At 68.9% G+C, this 16,462-nt stretch carries 17 protein-coding genes and 1 riboswitch; of the genes, 1 reads left to right on the top strand and 16 read right to left on the bottom strand.

The window, feature by feature from the left end; all coding sequences use genetic code 11:
* Positions 1–7: 7 nt before the first annotated feature.
* The 13 genes from AB7I40_RS18025 to AB7I40_RS18085 form a co-directional block, all read right to left on the bottom strand.
* Positions 8–1,330 carry a serine hydrolase domain-containing protein gene (locus AB7I40_RS18025; RefSeq protein ID WP_428344519.1) on the bottom strand — a complete coding sequence of 441 codons (1,323 nt, stop codon included), beginning with the start codon at positions 1,328–1,330 and terminating at the stop codon, positions 8–10.
* Positions 1,327–4,194: an aminomethyl-transferring glycine dehydrogenase gene (gene gcvP, locus AB7I40_RS18030; RefSeq protein ID WP_428344520.1), complete on the bottom strand. Its 2,868-nt coding sequence runs from the start codon at positions 4,192–4,194 to the stop codon at positions 1,327–1,329. The genes AB7I40_RS18025 and gcvP overlap by 4 nt, the downstream gene beginning before the upstream one ends.
* Before the next feature lie 78 nt (positions 4,195–4,272).
* A riboswitch (glycine riboswitch) is annotated at positions 4,273–4,394 on the bottom strand.
* A gap of 71 nt (positions 4,395–4,465) precedes the next feature.
* Complete coding sequence (locus tag AB7I40_RS18035) at positions 4,466–5,059, bottom strand: MerR family transcriptional regulator (protein WP_428344666.1); 594 nt, start codon at positions 5,057–5,059, stop codon at positions 4,466–4,468.
* A gap of 176 nt (positions 5,060–5,235) precedes the next feature.
* Positions 5,236–5,721 carry a bifunctional nuclease family protein gene (locus AB7I40_RS18040; RefSeq protein ID WP_428344521.1) on the bottom strand — a complete coding sequence of 162 codons (486 nt, stop codon included), beginning with the start codon at positions 5,719–5,721 and terminating at the stop codon, positions 5,236–5,238.
* Positions 5,722–5,752: 31 nt separating this feature from the next.
* Complete coding sequence (locus tag AB7I40_RS18045; protein WP_428344522.1) at positions 5,753–6,451, bottom strand: MerR family transcriptional regulator; 699 nt, start codon at positions 6,449–6,451, stop codon at positions 5,753–5,755.
* Positions 6,452–6,492: 41 nt separating this feature from the next.
* On the bottom strand, positions 6,493–7,026 hold the full coding sequence (locus tag AB7I40_RS18050; RefSeq protein ID WP_428344523.1) for an FHA domain-containing protein: 534 nt from the start codon (positions 7,024–7,026) through the stop codon (positions 6,493–6,495).
* A 96-nt stretch (positions 7,027–7,122) separates the two neighbouring features.
* On the bottom strand, positions 7,123–7,509 hold the full coding sequence (gcvH, locus tag AB7I40_RS18055) for a glycine cleavage system protein GcvH (protein WP_428344524.1): 387 nt from the start codon (positions 7,507–7,509) through the stop codon (positions 7,123–7,125).
* 51 nt (positions 7,510–7,560) lie between these two features.
* Positions 7,561–8,358 carry a DUF881 domain-containing protein gene (locus tag AB7I40_RS18060; RefSeq protein ID WP_428344525.1) on the bottom strand — a complete coding sequence of 266 codons (798 nt, stop codon included), beginning with the start codon at positions 8,356–8,358 and terminating at the stop codon, positions 7,561–7,563.
* Complete coding sequence (locus AB7I40_RS18065) at positions 8,351–8,683, bottom strand: small basic family protein (protein ID WP_428344526.1); 333 nt, start codon at positions 8,681–8,683, stop codon at positions 8,351–8,353. Before AB7I40_RS18065 ends, AB7I40_RS18060 begins: the two co-directional genes overlap by 8 nt.
* Positions 8,680–9,549 carry a DUF881 domain-containing protein gene (locus tag AB7I40_RS18070; RefSeq protein WP_428344527.1) on the bottom strand — a complete coding sequence of 290 codons (870 nt, stop codon included), beginning with the start codon at positions 9,547–9,549 and terminating at the stop codon, positions 8,680–8,682. The genes AB7I40_RS18065 and AB7I40_RS18070 overlap by 4 nt, the downstream gene beginning before the upstream one ends.
* Positions 9,546–10,145 (bottom strand): CDP-alcohol phosphatidyltransferase family protein, encoded by a 600-nt coding sequence (locus AB7I40_RS18075; RefSeq protein ID WP_428344528.1) that lies wholly within the window; start codon positions 10,143–10,145, stop codon positions 9,546–9,548. The genes AB7I40_RS18070 and AB7I40_RS18075 overlap by 4 nt, the downstream gene beginning before the upstream one ends.
* A gap of 80 nt (positions 10,146–10,225) precedes the next feature.
* A complete protein-coding gene (locus AB7I40_RS18080) occupies positions 10,226–11,269 on the bottom strand; it encodes a hemolysin family protein (protein WP_428344529.1) in 1,044 nt (347 codons plus the stop codon).
* Positions 11,262–12,617, bottom strand: a complete 1,356-nt coding sequence (locus AB7I40_RS18085) for a hemolysin family protein (RefSeq protein WP_428344530.1) — start codon at positions 12,615–12,617, stop codon at positions 11,262–11,264. The genes AB7I40_RS18080 and AB7I40_RS18085 overlap by 8 nt, the downstream gene beginning before the upstream one ends.
* 136 nt (positions 12,618–12,753) lie before the next feature.
* Here AB7I40_RS18085 and AB7I40_RS18090 point away from each other — a divergent pair, with 136 nt between their 5' ends.
* The gene (locus tag AB7I40_RS18090; protein WP_428344667.1) at positions 12,754–13,398 is read left to right on the top strand and encodes a class I SAM-dependent methyltransferase; all 645 of its coding nucleotides are present in this window, start codon (positions 12,754–12,756) and stop codon (positions 13,396–13,398) included.
* Here the strand turns inward: AB7I40_RS18090 and AB7I40_RS18095 are convergent.
* From AB7I40_RS18095 to AB7I40_RS18105, 3 genes are read right to left on the bottom strand one after another with little or no spacing between them, the layout of a single operon-like run.
* Complete coding sequence (locus AB7I40_RS18095) at positions 13,369–14,463, bottom strand: prenyltransferase (protein WP_428344531.1); 1,095 nt, start codon at positions 14,461–14,463, stop codon at positions 13,369–13,371. The two genes, AB7I40_RS18090 and AB7I40_RS18095, sit on opposite strands and share 30 nt — an antisense overlap.
* Positions 14,456–15,172 carry a class I SAM-dependent methyltransferase gene (locus AB7I40_RS18100; RefSeq protein ID WP_428344532.1) on the bottom strand — a complete coding sequence of 239 codons (717 nt, stop codon included), beginning with the start codon at positions 15,170–15,172 and terminating at the stop codon, positions 14,456–14,458. Before AB7I40_RS18100 ends, AB7I40_RS18095 begins: the two co-directional genes overlap by 8 nt.
* On the bottom strand, positions 15,159–16,391 hold the full coding sequence (locus AB7I40_RS18105) for a glycosyltransferase family 4 protein (protein WP_428344533.1): 1,233 nt from the start codon (positions 16,389–16,391) through the stop codon (positions 15,159–15,161). Before AB7I40_RS18105 ends, AB7I40_RS18100 begins: the two co-directional genes overlap by 14 nt.
* Positions 16,392–16,462 lie beyond the last annotated feature (71 nt).

Genomic DNA, 16,462 nt, shown 5'->3' on the forward strand with positions numbered 1-16,462 from the left:
CGGCACCCTATCCACCCGGGATGGGCGCCGCCGGGTCATACGGGGTGCGGGTGTGGATGAAGGTGGCGATGTCGAGATGGTTCACCGAGCCGTCCGCGTTGCGGACGACCTTCAGCTCCTCGCCGGCGTGGTAGCCGCTCAGCCCGACGATCCTGTCCGCGGTCACCGTGAACCGATGCTTCTCGCGGTCCGCACCGCGAACCACGAGCTCCGATCCCTCCCAGCTGAAAACCAGGGGCGTGTTGCCCCAGTGCCAGACGCCGAGCACGTCAGCGACGGCCCTGGGCACCGGACTCGAGGGCACCCACGGCGCAGGGAGGGCCGGCTCGCTGCGCTCCAGCTCCTCGATCAGGGTGGTCGCCAGCTCCGACGGTGCCAGGCCTGAGGTGCCGTTGGCCAGGCAGACAGCGGCGCTGCCTCGACGAGGATCGACCAGACAGGCCGCGAGGAAGCCCGGCATCGAGCCGGTGTGGCCCACCAGCGTGCCGGAGCCGCCGGGCAGCAGCTGGAAACCGAGGCCGTGCGCATAGCCCAGACCCGTGTCCGGCTCCCCCGAGGCCGGCGTGAAGGCCAGCCTGAGCTCGGCTGCCGACAACACGTCGTCGTGCCCGTTCAACAGGAACCCGGCGTACGCCGCCAGATCGGTCACCGTCGACCAGAGCTGTCCGGCCGGGGCCATCGCACCGGTGTCAGTGCTGGGCTCGGCCAGCAGTGCGCCTGCGTACGGGTGCACGCTGAAGCCGGTCGCCGCAGGGGCGAGCGGCAGGTAGGTGGTTCGCGTCAGCGCCAGCGGCTGGAGGATCCGTGCCTGGACGGCGTCCCACCAGCTCGACCCCACCAGGCGGGCAGCGAGCTCACCGAGGAGCGCGTAGCCCAGGTTGGAGTAGTGGAACTGCTGCCGGTCGTCGAAGACGCTGCCAGCACCCGGGTTGGACGTGGCGAGCTCGTCGAACGACAGCCCCGCCGATCGCTCCCACCACGACCCTGTCGGTTCCGACTGCATGCCGGTGCTGTGGGCGAGCAGGGACCGCACGGTCCGGTCCGCGTATCCCACGTCGCCGAGCACGTCACCGCACGAGTCGTCCAGGGCGATCCGACCGTCGCGGACCAGTTGCAGGACCAGGACGGCGGTGAGGGTCTTGGTGATGGACCCGATCCGGTACTGCGCGTCCACGACGGGGCCGGGGACCTCGCCGTACCCGCCGGACCACACCAAGGTGCTGTCGCGCACCACTCCGGCCACCACCGACGGCAGGCGACCGGCAGACTGGGCGAGCGCCACGTGGCGGAGCAGGCGGTGGGCGGTGGTGGTGGTGGCCACCGGGCTCATTCGGCGAAGGCCTCAGGAGGTGGGCAGGCGCACACGAGGTGCCGGTCGCCGTAGGCCTGGTCGATCCTCGCCACGGGAGGCCAGTACTTGTCCGGGTCGGGGCCGGCCGGGAACACCGCCAGCTCTCGGGAGTAGTCCCGGTCCCAGTCACCGACCAGGGCACGGGAGGTGTGCGGGGCGCCGCGCAGCGGCGACGACTCCGGCGTCCACTCCCCCGCTGCCACCCGGTCGATCTCAGCGCGGATCGCGATCATGGCGTCACAGAACCGGTCGATCTCTGCCAGGTCCTCGGACTCGGTCGGCTCGACCATGAAGGTGCCGGGAACCGGGAAGGACATGGTCGGCGCGTGGAACCCGTAGTCGACCAGTCGCTTGGCCACGTCGTCGACGGTGACCCCGGTCTGCTTGGTCAGTCCGCGCAGATCCAGGATGCACTCGTGGGCGACGAGTCCACCGTGACCTGTGAAGAGCACCGGGAAGTGCTCGCCGAGCCGAGCCGCGACGTAGTTCGCCGACAGCACGGCTGCGGCGGTGGCCCTGGAGAGCCCGGGGCCACCCATCATGCGGATGTAGGCCCAGGAGATCGGGAGGATGCCTGCGGAGCCGTAGGGGGCCGCGCTGATCGCACCGATTCCCTCGCGCTTGGCCGGTTCGGGATGCATGGGGTGCGAGGGCAGGTAGGGCGCGAGGTGGGCGCGGACCCCCACCGGGCCGACCCCCGGGCCACCGCCGCCGTGCGGGATGCAGAAGGTCTTGTGGAGGTTGAGGTGAGACACGTCGCCACCGAAATCCCCGGGCCGGGCGAACCCGAGCAGCGCGTTGAGGTTGGCACCGTCCACGTAGACCTGGCCGCCGTGGTCGTGCACGATCTCGCAGAGCTCGGCGATCGTGTCCTCGTAGGCGCCGTGGGTCGAGGGGTAGGTGACCATGATCGCTGCCAGGTCGTCGGCATGGGCCGCGCACTGGGCTCGCAGGTCCTCGAGGTCGACCGTCCCGTCGGCCGCGGGCTTGACCACGACCACCTTCATCCCGGCCATGACGGCCGAGGCTGCGTTGGTGCCGTGGGCGGACGACGGGATGAGGCAGACGTTGCGCTGGCCCTCACCTCGAGCGTGGTGGAAGCCACGGATGGCCAGCAGGCCTGCCAGTTCACCCTGGGAGCCGGCGTTGGGCTGGATGGAGACGCGGTCGTAGCCGGTCACCTCGGCCAGCCATCCCTCCAGGTCGTCCACCAGCCGTCGGTAGCCCACAGCGTCCTGCGCCGGAGCGAACGGGTGCAGGTCCGCGAAGCCCGGCAACGACACCGGCTCCATCTCGGTGGTGGCGTTGAGCTTCATGGTGCACGAGCCCAGCGGGATCATGCCGCGATCGAGCGCATAGTCGCGCGCGGAGAGCCGCCGCAGGTAGCGCAGCATCGCGGTCTCGCTGTGGTGGGCGGAGAAGACCTCGTGCGTCAGGTACGCCGTCTCGCGGCGCAGGGAGTCCGGAAGGCCGTCACCGGCGGCCCGGTCGATCTCGTCGAGGTCGGCCACCACGCCGAAGGCCTTCAGCACGCTGGTGATCGAAGCACGGGTCGTGGTCTCGGAGGTCGAGATCCCGACCCGGTCCTCGTCGACGCGGCGCAGGTGGATCCCGAGCGATCGGGCCTCCTCGATGATCTCGTCAGCCCGCCCAGGCACCGACACCGTCAAGGTGTCGAAGAACTCGACGGTCTCCACCTCGACACCGGCGTTCCGCAGGCTGCTCGCCAGCACCACGGCGTAGCGGTGGGTGCGCGTCGCGATCGCCCGGAGACCGTCCGGACCGTGGTAGACGGCGTACATGGAGGCCACCACCGCGAGAAGCACCTGCGCCGTGCAGATGTTCGAGGTCGCCTTGTCGCGGCGGATGTGCTGCTCACGCGTCTGCAGGGCCAGGCGGTACGCCGAGCGACCCTCGGCGTCCACCGAGACCCCGACGAGTCGACCGGGCAGATGGCGCTCCAGGCCCGCGGCCACGGCCATGAAGCCGGCGTGGGGCCCGCCGTAGAACAGCGGGACACCGAAGCGCTGGGAGGAGCCCACCACGACGTCGGCACCCCATGCTCCAGGCGCCTCGAGCAGGCAGAGCGCAAGGAGGTCGGCCGCCACCACCGCCAGCGCGTTGCGCTCGTGGGCAGCGACGATCAGGTCTCGTGGGTCGCGCACGGTCCCAGAGGCACCCGGGTACTGCACGAGCACGCCGCTGAGCTCACCCTCGGGGAGTCCCCCGACCAGGTCGGCCACGACCACGTCGATCCCCATCGCGGCAGCCCGGGTGCGGATCAGGTCGATGGTCTGGGGCAGGGCGTCGGCGTCGACGACGAAGGGGCCGGAGGCCTTGCGGTTGGCCCGGCGTACCAGGGTCATCGCCTCAGCCGCCGCCGTGCCCTCGTCCAACAACGACGCATTGGCGGTGGGCAACCCGGTCAGGTCACCGATCACGGTCTGGAAGTTGAGCAGGGCCTCCAGGCGTCCCTGGGAGATCTCTGGCTGGTAGGGCGTGTAGGCGGTGTACCAGCTGGGGTCCTCGAGGACGTTGCGCCGGATCACCGGCGGCGTGATGGTGCCGTGGTAGCCCAGACCGATCATCGCCTCGGCGGGCTGGTTGGCCGCGGCCAACGAGCGCAGCTCCAGCGCCGCGGCCGCCTCGGTGAGTGCCGCGGGGAGGTCGAGCTCGGCCGCTGCGCGGATCGCTCCAGGCACGGCCGCGTCCATCAGCTCCTCGAGCGAGGTGAACCCCAGTCGCTCGAGCATCGAGTCGATCGCTGACTGATCCAGCCCGATGTGACGTTCGACGAACGGCAGTACGTCGTCGAGATCGGCAAGGCTCTGATGGTCGGACACGTGAGGCTCCCAAGGACGAGAAGATCGAACGGTTGCCTCCCCCTCTGTCGCCGCCGTCGTTGGCTGCTCCAGAGTTGCCTGGTCCGCTCGGTCCGGGCGCCTGAGAGGTTCCGGGGAGGAATTGCCCCTTCGGCGCTTCGTTCCCGACTCCCCACCGATCAGGGTGCTGCGCCGGGCGAAGACTCTCCCGAGCGGGATCGTCGACAAATGAAATCTACCCCACGCCGGGTGACCGGCGTGGGGTAGATCGGGTCGTTCGGGGTGGTGTCGCTCAGCCGATCTTGCGCGCGGCGCGGCGGGCGGCCAGCTCGTCGGCGGCCGAGGGGGCGTCATCCTCGGCGGTGCGCTCGCTGGGCAACTCCGACAGGCTGCCCTCGATCTCGCGCCAGACGCCGCCGATCGCGATACCGAAGACACCCTGCCCGCCCTGTAGCAGGTCGATGACCTCGTCGTTGGTGGTGCACTCGTAGACCGAGGCTCCGTCACTCATGAGCGTGACCCTGGTCAGGTCGTCGGTCCCCCGCGTGCGCAGGTGCTGGACCGCGGTGCGGATCTGCTGCAGGGAGATCCCGGCATCGAGCAGGCGCTTGATGACCTTGAGGATCAGGATGTCGCGGAAGGAGTAGAGCCGCTGCGTGCCCGAGCCGGTGGCGCCGCGCACCGTGGGCTCGACCAGGCCGGTGCGGGCCCAGTAGTCCAGCTGGCGGTAGGTGATCCCGGCTGCGTTGCAGGCCGTGGGGCCGCGGTAGCCGGTGTCGCTGGGCAGCGGCGAGACGTCGTCGGTGAAGAGCAGGCCCTGTTCGTCGGCGAGCTCAGCGGCCACCGTCTGGTCAGGATCGGCCACCGGCTGTCCCTTGTCATTCACGTTCACGTCGAGCCTCCGTTGTGTTGCTTCGTTCTGCGTGACTCCCGGGGGGGAAGCCGTTGGGGCGAGACCACAACGGTGGAGTTACAACGAAGACACTCCCAAGGTAGGCCCAGACCCTGGGGTGGTCAACGAGCGCCGGCGGCGTGTCGCAACCCTCACCCTCAGGTTGAGGGTTAGACCTGGGGTCCTTCGTCAGAACTCTCGAAATCCTCCGGGGTGACCTGATCGAGGAACTCGCGGAACTTCTCCACCTCGTCCTCCTGCTCAGCCGGGCCGTCGAGCCCCGCCTCGTCCAGCACCGCGTCGGCGCAAACGATCCTGGTGCCCGTGCGCAACGCGAGCGCGATCGAGTCCGATGGCCGGGCGCTCACCTCCACGCCCGAGTCGAAGACCAGGTTGGCGAAGAACACACCGTCCTTCATCTCCGTGATCTGGACCTCGGTGAGCTCGTTGCCGGTCGCGGTGAGCAGATCCTTCATCAGGTCATGGGTCAGCGGACGCGGCGGGACCACTCCCTGCTGGGCGAACGCGATCGCCGTCGCCTCCACGGCACCGATCCAGATCGGCAGGTAGCGATCGCCGGACACCTCCCGCAACAGCACGATGGGCTGGTTCGAGGGGGTTTCGACCCGGACTCCGATGACATCGACTTCGCGCACGAGTCAACCCTACTCCGGCTCCGGTCGGGGGTCAGGACGTGCGTAGCCCGGACTTCACCAACGTGGCGTGCAGTTTCACCGAGAGTGCTGCGATCTGGTTGACGGCGTCGTCGGCGCGGGCGCTGGCACCGGCGTCGCGGCTGCGCCGTACGGGGGCGACGACCTGTTCCACCAGGCCCACCTCCCGGTCGGCGGCCGACTTGAAGGCCCGAAGGTGCCGAGGCTCGAAGCCGAACTCGGCCAGCTCGGCAGCGGTCTTGGCCACCACCAACGCATCGGTGTCGTAGTGCTGGGTGCCCGGACGCGGCTTGATGAGTCCGTAGGTCTCCAGGGCTGCCAGCAGCTCCTCGTCGACCTCAGCGGTCTTGATCAGCTCCTTGCGCGAGAGGCGCAGATCGCTGCGCCGGGCGAAGGACTCCGCACTCGGCAGACCGTCGTCGGCCAGAGCGACTTTGGGGACGGTCGGCACCACCGCGTCGATCGGCGGTGGCTCCAGGCCGCGGTCCATCGCGTCGAGGTGCTCACCGATCACCTTCAGGGGCAGGTAGTGGTCGCGCTGCATGCGCAACACGTAGCGCAGTCGCTCCACGTCCTCGTGCGAGAACTTGCGATAGCCCGACGCCGTGCGCTCGGGCGCGATGAGGCCCTTGTCCTCGAGGAACCTGATCTTGGGGATCGAGATCCCCGGGAAGTCGGAACGGAGCAGATCGAGCACCTGCCCGATGTTCATCCGCGCCCGGGACGCTGATGGCGATGGGGACTGCGGCACGATCAGAGGTTCTGGCTCGCGTGACTGGTGAAGAACACGAGGCGGTACTTCCCGATCTGTACCTCGTCGGCATCCTGGAGGGCGACCTCGTCGATGCGATCGCGATTGACGTAGGTCCCGTTGAGGGAGCCGACGTCGGAGACGGTGTAGCCGCCCGGCGTGCGGCGGAACTCCGCGTGACGTCGAGAGACCGTCACGTCGTCGAGGAAGATGTCGCTCTCCGGATGGCGTCCGGAGGTGACCAGGTCGGTGTCGAGCAGGAACCTGCTGCCGGCACCCGGCCCGCGCTGCACGATCAGAAGGGCATGACCGGTCGGCAGGGCATCGACTGCTGCCGAGTCCGCCGGGTTCAGCTGGCGCTCGTCAGCCTCAGGGGCCTTGTCGGGTCCCCCGAACGTGATGGTTGCGGTGGCGTCGGGAGCGGGAGCGGCCGCAGCCGTCGGCTCCGGCGCGTCGGTGACCAGACGGGTCCCGCACTGGGAGCAGAACTTCGCGTCGTCCGGGTTCTGTCTCCCGCAGTTGGTGCAGAACGGCATGTCGACCCTCCTGGGAGACCCTGACCTTGTGGTCGAGGTTGATGGTTGTCCGAACTTATCAGCCGCGACTAACCCGGCAAGGGGAAGTGGGCCAACTCAGGTGTCGAGAGTGGCCACGTAGGTGGCGCTGTCCATCAGGGCGTCCACGGCAGCGGGATCGGCCGGCACCAGCTCGAACAGCCAACCACCGGCGTACGGGTCGGAGTTGACGAGTTCCGGGGTGGGGTCGAGAGCCTCGTTGCGAGCCACCACCTCGCCGGTGAGGGGTGCGTAGACATCACTGACGGACTTGGTGGACTCCAGCTCGCCACAGGCCGCACCCGCTTCCACGGTCTCCCCCACCTCAGGCAGCGAGACGTAGACGATGTCGCCCAGCGCCTCCTGGGCGAAGTGCGTGATGCCGATGCGCACCGACCCATCGCTCTCACCCGGGCTACGCACCCACTCGTGCTCGCTGGTGTACTTCAGGTCGTCGGGATACACGGGTTCTCCTCCAGCTGGATCGATGGACTGACGGCAGGCTACCGGGTGGGCTCAGGAGGTGGACGGCTGGGCGAATTCGGAACGGACCGGTTCGGTGACGGCCTTGATGTCGAGGCTGTCGAAGGTCTTGATGGTCACAGTCCCCCCGCCCTCCTCGACGTCGGCCTCCGGGCCCTGACGGAACGTGATGGCACCCGACAGGGCGTTGGGTTCGCCGATGACGTCGATGACGTAGGGCGGGGACAGCTGCTGGCCGTCGACGATCACTCCACCGACGCCGTTCTCGAAGGCGGTGTCAGCGACCACGCGCACGGTGCCGTTGAAGGACATCGCCTCGGCCCCGGCGGTCCGCAGTTCCTGCACCGTGTCGAGCAGGATGTCGATGCCGACGTTGTCGTCCGGATCCTCGATCGTGATCCGGATCCCTGGACCGGTCACCGGAACGAGGCCGGCCAGGATGTTGAGGGTGTCGGCCTCGGTGCGGGCCTGCTCCAGGGCTGCCTCGCGGCGCCGCGTCGTGGAGAGCAGGTCGCTGCGCGCGCGCTCCAGCCGGGTGATCTCCGACTGCGAGCGCTCCGAGGCTCCGGCCAGGCCGTTCAGCAGATCGATGAGGTCCTGCTCGCGGCGGCCCGCATAGGTGTCGTCCTGGCCGTTGGTGCGCACCTGGGTGACGGCGGCGAAACCCAGGGCGGCGAGCAGCACGGCGACGACGAACTGTGCACGCGACGGCTTGGTCAGCGCGCTCCAGAGCCGCCCAGGACTCGCCGGCTGCACCTCCGCACGCGCCTCGGCCTCCGAGGTGGCGTCGCCACCGGTGGTCTCCTGGTCGGCCGGTTCGGGCTCAGGCATGGAACAGGTGCCTTCGAATCGCGGCGACGTTGGAGAAGATCCGGATCCCGAGCACCACGATGACCCCGGTGGAGAGCTGCCCACCGACGCCCAGCTTGTCGCCCATGAAGACGATGGCGGCCGCGATCACCACGTTGCTGACGAACGAGACCACGAAGACCTTGTCGTCAAAGATTCCGTCGAGGTAGGCGCGCAGGGCACCGAACACCGCGTCCAGGGCGGCGACGACCGCGATCGGCAGGTAGGGCTCCAGCCACAGCGGGACGTCCGGCTGCAGGAAGAGGCCGAGCACGATGCCCCCGAGCAGCCCGAGTGCTGCGATCACGGCAGGACCTCCGGCTTCCCCGTTTGCTTCTTGTCGTCCACGAGCCCAGCCGCCCGCAGTTGCGGAAGCCTCGCGCCAGGAAGCTCCAACAGGTCTTCATTCTGCATCGTGAATCCGAAATCGAAGGTATTGACAAGGCTCTGCCACTCGAGCCCGTGGGTGCTGTCGGCGAAGCGCGACTGGAGCGATGCCGGGTCACCGATCGCCAGAACGACGTACGGCGGGCTCACCGGCCTGTTGTTGACGTGGATGGTGATGCCGGAACTCCGGATCGGGGCCAGAGCCGTGAGCCGCCAGCCGTTGATCGAGATGGCCTCGGCGCCACCGTTCCACAGTCCGTCGACCAGCATCGCGAGGTCCTCGTCGCGGATCCGGCCCGCGTCGTCCCCACCGGAGGCATCATCGGCGGTGATCCGCACCCCCGGCCCCGAGACCGGCAGGAAGCCGGTGCGCGCCATGAGTCGCTCGTTCTGACTGGTGGCCGCCTGTTGTTCGTCGGTGAGGTCCTCCAGGGAGGCCTGGAGGTCGGTGGTCTGCTCACGCAGGTTGCGCAACTCGCTCTCCAACGCTGCCACCTGGGCGTTGCGTCGGTTGACCTCGGCGATCAGGCCGGCTCGACCGTTAGCAGCATCGGAGGAGTTGCGCGAGGTCTGGATGGCCGCAGTGGTCACGATGACGCCGAAGAGGGCCACGACCAGTGCGGTGCGGGCACTGAACCGTCGTGGGGCATCCACCGGCTCGCGGTACCTGGCCCGTCGGTCGGCGACGTGCTGGTAGTCCTCGTCGAGCGACTCCTGCGTGATCCGGGTCAGCAGGGGCATCGTCACCGCGTCGGGCCTGCGCTTCTCGATGTCGGTAGGGCTCATTCGACTCGTGGTCCCTGTCGGTCGGCGTCGCCGTGAAGACGGTAGACCTGCCAGGCGTAGAGGAGCCCGGCCCACCAGTAGAGCCCGATCCCCCAGATCGCGAAGGCCCAACCGAAGGTGCGGGCCAGGTCGGCCACGATGCCCTCACCGTCCCCGAGCAGGATCAGCGGGAAGGCGTAGAGCAGGTTGAAAGTGGCCGCCTTGCCCAGGAAGTGCACCGGCAGCGAGCTGTAGCCCTTGCGGCGCAGGAACGGCACCAGGCACCAGAGCAGGGCGTCACGTGCCGGCAGGATCACGGCGAACCACCACGGGATGATGTCGCGCAGGGCCAGCCCGACCACCACCGCAAGGATGTAGAGCCGGTCGGCGACCGGGTCCAGGATCTCCCCCAGCGTGGAGCGCTGATCGAGCTTGCGGGCCAGATAGCCGTCGAGGTAGTCGGTGATGCCGGACAGCATGAGCAGGGCCAGGGCCCAGGCATCTGCCTCCGGCCCCAGGACCAGCCACAGGAACAACGGGACACCGGCGAGTCGCGCCATGCTCAGCAGGTTGGGGATGGTCCACACGCGCGTGGTGCGTGAAGGAACCTGCGCCACAGTCCTGCCCTTGCCTGGTTGGGAGCGGCCGTCGTCCGGGCCGATGTCAGCCCTCACCCTAGCCGCCGGATCCTCACGAACTACTCGCCGTGATGGGCCGCGTCACGAATCTCTCCGACGAGCTCCTCCAGGACGTCCTCGAGCGTGGCCAGCCCCAGCACGTTGCCCTCGGCGTCGATCACCCGTGCCATGTGTGCACCGCGCCGCTGCAGGCTCTCCAGTACGTCGTGGAGCACGTCGTCGACCCGCACGCTGGCGAACGGGCGGATCCACTTCTCCTCGATGACACGTTGCCGGCGTTCCTCATCCACCTCCAGCACGTCCTTGATGTGCAGGTAGCCGATCAGGGATCCGTCCTCGCCGACGACCGGGAAGCGGCTGTACCCGGTCTCCGCGCAGATCTCCTCGACATCGGCCGCCGTGGCACCGATGGCGATCGTGGCCAGCGTGTCGAGGGGCATCAACACCGAGGCGACGGTGTTCTCGGTGAAGCCGAGCGAGGCCGACAACCGGTCGTACTCACCCTTGGCGAGCAACCCCTCGCCGCGCGACTCCTCGACCAGCGCGGCCACCTCCTCCCGGGTGAAGGTGGAGCTGATCTCGTCGCGGGGCTCGACGTTGATCAGCCGCAGGGTGGCGTTGGCGACGGCGTTCAGCCCCACGATCACCGGCTTGAGCACTGTGACGACGGCGACCATGGGTGGCCCGAGGACCAGCGCGGCCCGGTCGGGACCGGCCAGGGCGATGTTCTTGGGAACCATCTCGCCCAGCACGACATGGAGGTAGACGACGATCGTCAGCGCCACGGCGAACGAGACCGGGTGCAGGAAGGCCTCCGGCACCGAGAGGGCCTCGAACACCGGCTCGAGCAGGTGGGCCACCGCCGGCTCACCGACCGCACCGAGGCCGAGCGAGCAGATCGTGATGCCCAGCTGGGCGCCGGCCATCATCAAGGAGACGTTCTCCATGGCCGCCAGGGTGGTGCGAGCCACCCGCGAACCCGCGTCGGCACGGGGCTCGATCTGGCTGCGCCGGGCCGAGAGCAGTGCGAACTCGGCACCGACGAAGAAGGCGTTGGCCGCGAGCAGGAAGACCGCCAGCAACACTCCGGAGAAGTCACTCATCAGCGTCCTCCTCGGTGGACACGGGCTCCACCTGCATGACCACCCGGTCGACCCGCAGGCCGTCCATGTGGGCGACCCCGAGGGTCACCTTGAGCATCGTCGGGTCGTCGTGACCCGGCGTGGCGATCATGAGCTCGGCACTGTCGCCGGTCCGCGGGATCCGTCCGAGCTCGCGCACGACGAGCCCAGCGAGCGTGTCGTAGTCCTCGTGATCGGGCAGCGGGACGCCGCTGATGTCCTCGACCTCGTCGGGTCGCAGCAGTCCGGAGAGGACCCATGAGCCGTCACGACGCTGACGGCCGCGCGCGCCGAGTCGGTCGTGCTCGTCGGAGATGTCGCCGACGATCTCCTCGACCACGTCCTCCAGCGTCACGATGCCGGCCTGCCCGCCGTACTCGTCGAGCACGATGGCCATCTGGAACCCGTCGTCGCGCAGCAGCGCCAGCAACGGGTCGAGTCGCAGGGAATCCGGAACGACGATCGGGCGCACCATGATGTGGCGCACCCGGGCGGTGCTGCGCTCGTGCACCGGCACCGCCACCGCGTGCTTGACATGCACGGTTCCGACCACGGCGTCCTCGGCGTCGAGCACCGGGAACCTGCTGTGGCCGGTCTGGCGGGCCAGCTCGATGACGGCGCTGGTGCGGTCGGTCTCCTCCAGGCTCGCGGTGCGCACCCGGGGGGTCATGATCTCGCCGGCGGTCCGGCTGCCGAACTCCACCGAGCGCTCCATCAGCTCGGCGGTCTCCGGGTCGAGGGTGCCCTCGCTGGCCGAACGCTGGATGAGGCTGGCCAGCTCGGTCGAACTGCGCGCCGATCGCAGTTCCTCCTGTGGCTCGATCCCCAGCCGGCGTACGAGCGCGTTGGCTGAGCCGTTGAGCACCCGGATCGGCCAAGCCATCACGGACGTGAAGCCGCGCATGAAGCCCTGGGTCGCCCTGGCTGTGGGCAGGGACCGCGCGATGGCCATGTTCTTGGGCACCAGTTCGCCGTAGATCATGGTCAGGAACGTGCTCAGGGCCAGTCCGATGCCGACGGCGATCGGCGTCACCCAGTCGGTGCGCACCCCGGCCGACTCGAGGGGACCGTCGATGAGATGGGCGATCGCCGGCTCGGCGAGGAACCCGATGGCGAGGTTGGTGATGGTGATGCCGACCTGCGCGCCGGACAACTGCGTCGACAGGCTGCGCAACGCCTTCTGTACGCCGATCGCGGACCGGTCGCCGTCGGCCGCGGCCCGGTCGACCACCTTGCGGTCGACGGTCACGAAGGCGAACTCCGCCGCGACGAACAACCCACACGCGACGATGAGAAGGAGGGAGACCCCCAGCAGGATCCATTCGGTCATGAGCGCTCTCCGTCAGAGAGCCTGGGACTTTGAGAGTCCATCGACGAGTGTTCAACTGCCTTCGAATCAGCGGCCAGGGTCCCATCACTGTACCGGCACTTCGGTCGTGACCACACGTGCCTACGCTGGGCCCGTGATGCCGGAAGATCTGCACGCCCAAGCCCTGGCCGCGCGTGGCTTCATGCCGGACGACGAGGGGCTGCTGTTGCATCGTCGGGCACGTGAGCGGCTCCCCCACGGTCCGGTGCTCGAGGTCGGTTCGTACTGCGGCAAGTCGGCCGTCTACCTCGGCGCCGCTGCACAGGAGGTGGGCGGGGCCGTCTTCACCGTCGACCACCACCGCGGCTCGGAGGAGAACCAGGCGGGCTGGGAGCACCACGACCCCACCCTGGTCGACAAGGAGTCCGGCCTGATGGACACCCTGCCCTTCCTGCGCCGCACCCTGGAGCGAGCCCGGCTCGAGGAGCAGGTCGTCACGATCGTCGGGCGATCGACCACGGTGTCGGCGTACTGGCGCACGCCGCTGTCCCTGCTCTTCATCGACGGCGGGCACGCCGAGGAACACGCGCAGAACGACTACACCGGCTGGGCGCCCTGGGTGCAACGTGACGGGCTGCTGCTCATCCACGACGTCTTCGCCGATCCGATGCAGGGAGGTCAGGCACCCTTCCACGTCTTCCAACGCGCCATCGCCGGTGGTTGCTTCACCGAGGTCGAGGCGCTCGGTTCGATGAGGGTCCTGCGTCGGACCTCAGGAGACGCGGGCGACCGACTCGCCTGAGACGCAGCCACAGCCCGCACCGGGCTCGTCGAAGAAGTCCGGCAGCGAGGTGCCACGCATGATGTCGGCGCCGGGAGTCGTGTCGCTCAGGGCATCGGCGGCGAGCAGCACGGCTGCGGCAGTGTAGGTCGTGTGCTCGACCGGCCAGAAGGCGTCGTCGGGATAGACGAAGCCCGTCCAGTAGCCACCGCCGGGGTGGCGCAGGTGCTGCATGTCGGCGAAGAGCCGTAGTGCTCGATCGGGATCTCCGCTCGCCTCGAGGGCGAGGACCAGCTCACAGGTCTCGGCTCCGGTGACCCAGGGGTTGGTGTCCACACACCGCACCCCCAGGCCGGGCACCACGAAGTCGTCCCACCGTGAGCGCAGCAGGTCACGGGCCGCCGTGTCCCGCACGGCACCCCCGAGCACCGGGTAGTACCAGTCCATCGAGAATGTCGACTTGTCGAGGAAGAGGTCGGGGTGCTCGCGGACAGCGTGCCCGAGTCGACCACCAGCCATCTCCCACTCCGGTTGGGTCTCACCGAGCAGCTCGGCCAGTGCCACACCCGCGCGCAGCGACTGGTGGATCGAGGCGGAGCCGGCAAGCAGGGCCTGTTCGTTGACCGTGCCACCAGCTTCCTGGGACCAGGCAATCCCACCGAAGGGCAGCTGCATGCCCACCACCCAGTCGAGCGCTCGGCGTACGGTCGGCCACAGCTCGACGACGATGTCCTGGTCGCGGCGCACCAGCCAGTGGTGCCACAGGCCGACGGCGAGGTACGCCGACATGTTCGTCTCGCCGCTCGCGTCCTCGACGGCGCCGCCCACCGTCTTCATCGGCCACGACCCGTCCGCACGCTGCGTGGTCGCGCACCAGCGCAGGCCGCGTTCCGCGGCGACCACCTCACCGCCGACCAGAAGCGCCATCGCGCACTCGACGTGGTTCCACACGTCGGTGTGCTGACCGGCCGTCCACGGGATCGCCCCGTCGGCCTCCTGCATCGCGGCGATGCTGGCCGCGGTCGCCGCGACCTGCCCCGCACTGAGCACGTCGGGCACGGCCGGCAGCTCGTGGGGCTCAGGCATCGGGCTTGTGGAAGTAGACGACCAGACTCTTGCCGATCAGCGGGTTGAGCACCTTCTCGGCGTAGCGGGTCGTCCTCGGCCTCTTCATGATGTCCCACACCAGGAGGCGGTGATAGGCCTTCGCCACGGGGTGGTCGTCGTTCTTCACCCCCACGGCGCACTTGATCCACCAGTACGGCGAGTGCAGACCGTGGGCGTAGTCGCGGCCGTCGTAGACGAGCCCGGCGTTCGTCAGCTTGCCGATCAGCTCGGTGTCGGAGTAGATCCGGATGTGTCCACCCGGAGTGTTGTGGTAGTCGTCGGACAGCTTCCAGCAGATCATCTCCGGCAGCCAGCGCGGCACCGTCACCGCCAAGGTGCCACCGGGCCGCAACACCCTGACCAGCTCGTCGATGGCCTGAAGGTCTGCCGGGACATGTTCGAGGATCTCGGCGGCCACCACCCGGTCGAACTCGCCGTCCCCGAACGGCATCGCCAGGGCGTCGCCCTCCTTGACGTCGGCCTCGGCGCCCGACGGGACCTCACCGGCCTCCTTCATGGCACCGAACAGCTCCAGCACTCCGGCCAGCTCGTCGGCGTCCTGGTCGAACGCCACCACGTCGGCGCCGCGTCGATACATCTCGAAGGCGTGACGGCCGGCACCGCAGCCCATGTCGAGAACTCGCTCCCCGGGGCGCAGCCCGAGTCGGTCGAAGTCAACGGTCAGCACGGTCGATGACCTCCTGGTAGGCGGCAGCGGTGGCAACGGCGACAGCTCGCCAGCTGAAACGTTCGAGGGCGCGCACCCGCCCGGCCCGGCCCATGGCGGCGCGGCGTACCGGGTCGTCGAGAAGTGCGGCGAGCGCGAGCTCGAGCTCGCTGACGTCGCCGGGGGTGACCAGGTCGGCACACAACCCGTCAGGCCCGACCACCTCGGGGATCGCCCCCGCCCGGGAGACCACCAACGGGGTCTCGCACGCCATCAGCTCAGCGGTGGGCAGCGAGAACCCCTCGTAGAGCGAGGGAATGCACGCCACCTCAGCCGAGCCCATGACAGCGACGAGTTCCGCGTCGCTGATGCCGTGCACGAATGAGACCGCGTCCTTGATGCCCAGCTGGTCGATCAGCGTCTCGGTGCGTCCGCCAGGCGACGGCTTGCTGACGATGACGAGCTCGACGTCACGCTCGGTGCGCAGCTTGGCGAAGGCCTCGAGCAGGGTCGCGACACCCTTGATCGGCGCGTCCGCGCTGGCCGTGGCAACGATACGGCCCGGGGTCCTGGGCACGGTCGGCGGCTGGAAGACGTCGTCCACTCCGAGCGGAACCACGCTGACGATCGACGGGTCGACGCCGAAGTCGGTGACGATGTCGCGCGCCGAGGACTCCGATGGCGTCAGGACCCGGCTGACCCGGCGCGCGACCTTGGCCTGCATGCGCAGGAAGCCGTACCAACGGCGCAACGTCAGCTTGCGTCGCCAGGACGTGGCATCGGCCAGATCCAGGCGTCGGTCGAACGTGATGGGGTGATGGATCGTGGTCAGCACCGGCAGGCCGGACGCTTCGATGTCGAGCATCCCGTAGCCGAGGACCTGGTTGTCGTGGGCGACGTCGAAGTCCCCCACCCGGGTGGCGAGCAGCCGGGCGACCCGCTTGCTGAACGTCTTGGGCTCCGGGAAACCCGCGGTCCACATGGTCAGCACCTCCTCGACGTCGATCAGGTCGCGAAACTCGCTCGGTCTCGGCGTCCGGAAGGGGTCCGGCTCGCGGTAGAGATCAAGGCTGGGGACCTTCGTCAGGAGCACACCGGGGTCGAGATCGGGGTAGGGCTGACCGGAGAACACCTCGACCTGGTGCCCGAGGGCCACGAGCTCACGACTCAGGTGGCGGATGTAGACACCCTGACCACCGCAGTGCGGCTTGCTGCGGTACGACAGCAGTGCCACGCGCATGCGCCTCACCTCTCGTTGCGTTGCCGACCCTGGGGTTACTACCGGGTACATCCTGTCTCACGCCGCTGAAC

This window comes from Nocardioides sp. (assembly GCF_050246775.1).
GTDB lineage: Bacteria > Actinomycetota > Actinomycetes > Propionibacteriales > Nocardioidaceae > Nocardioides.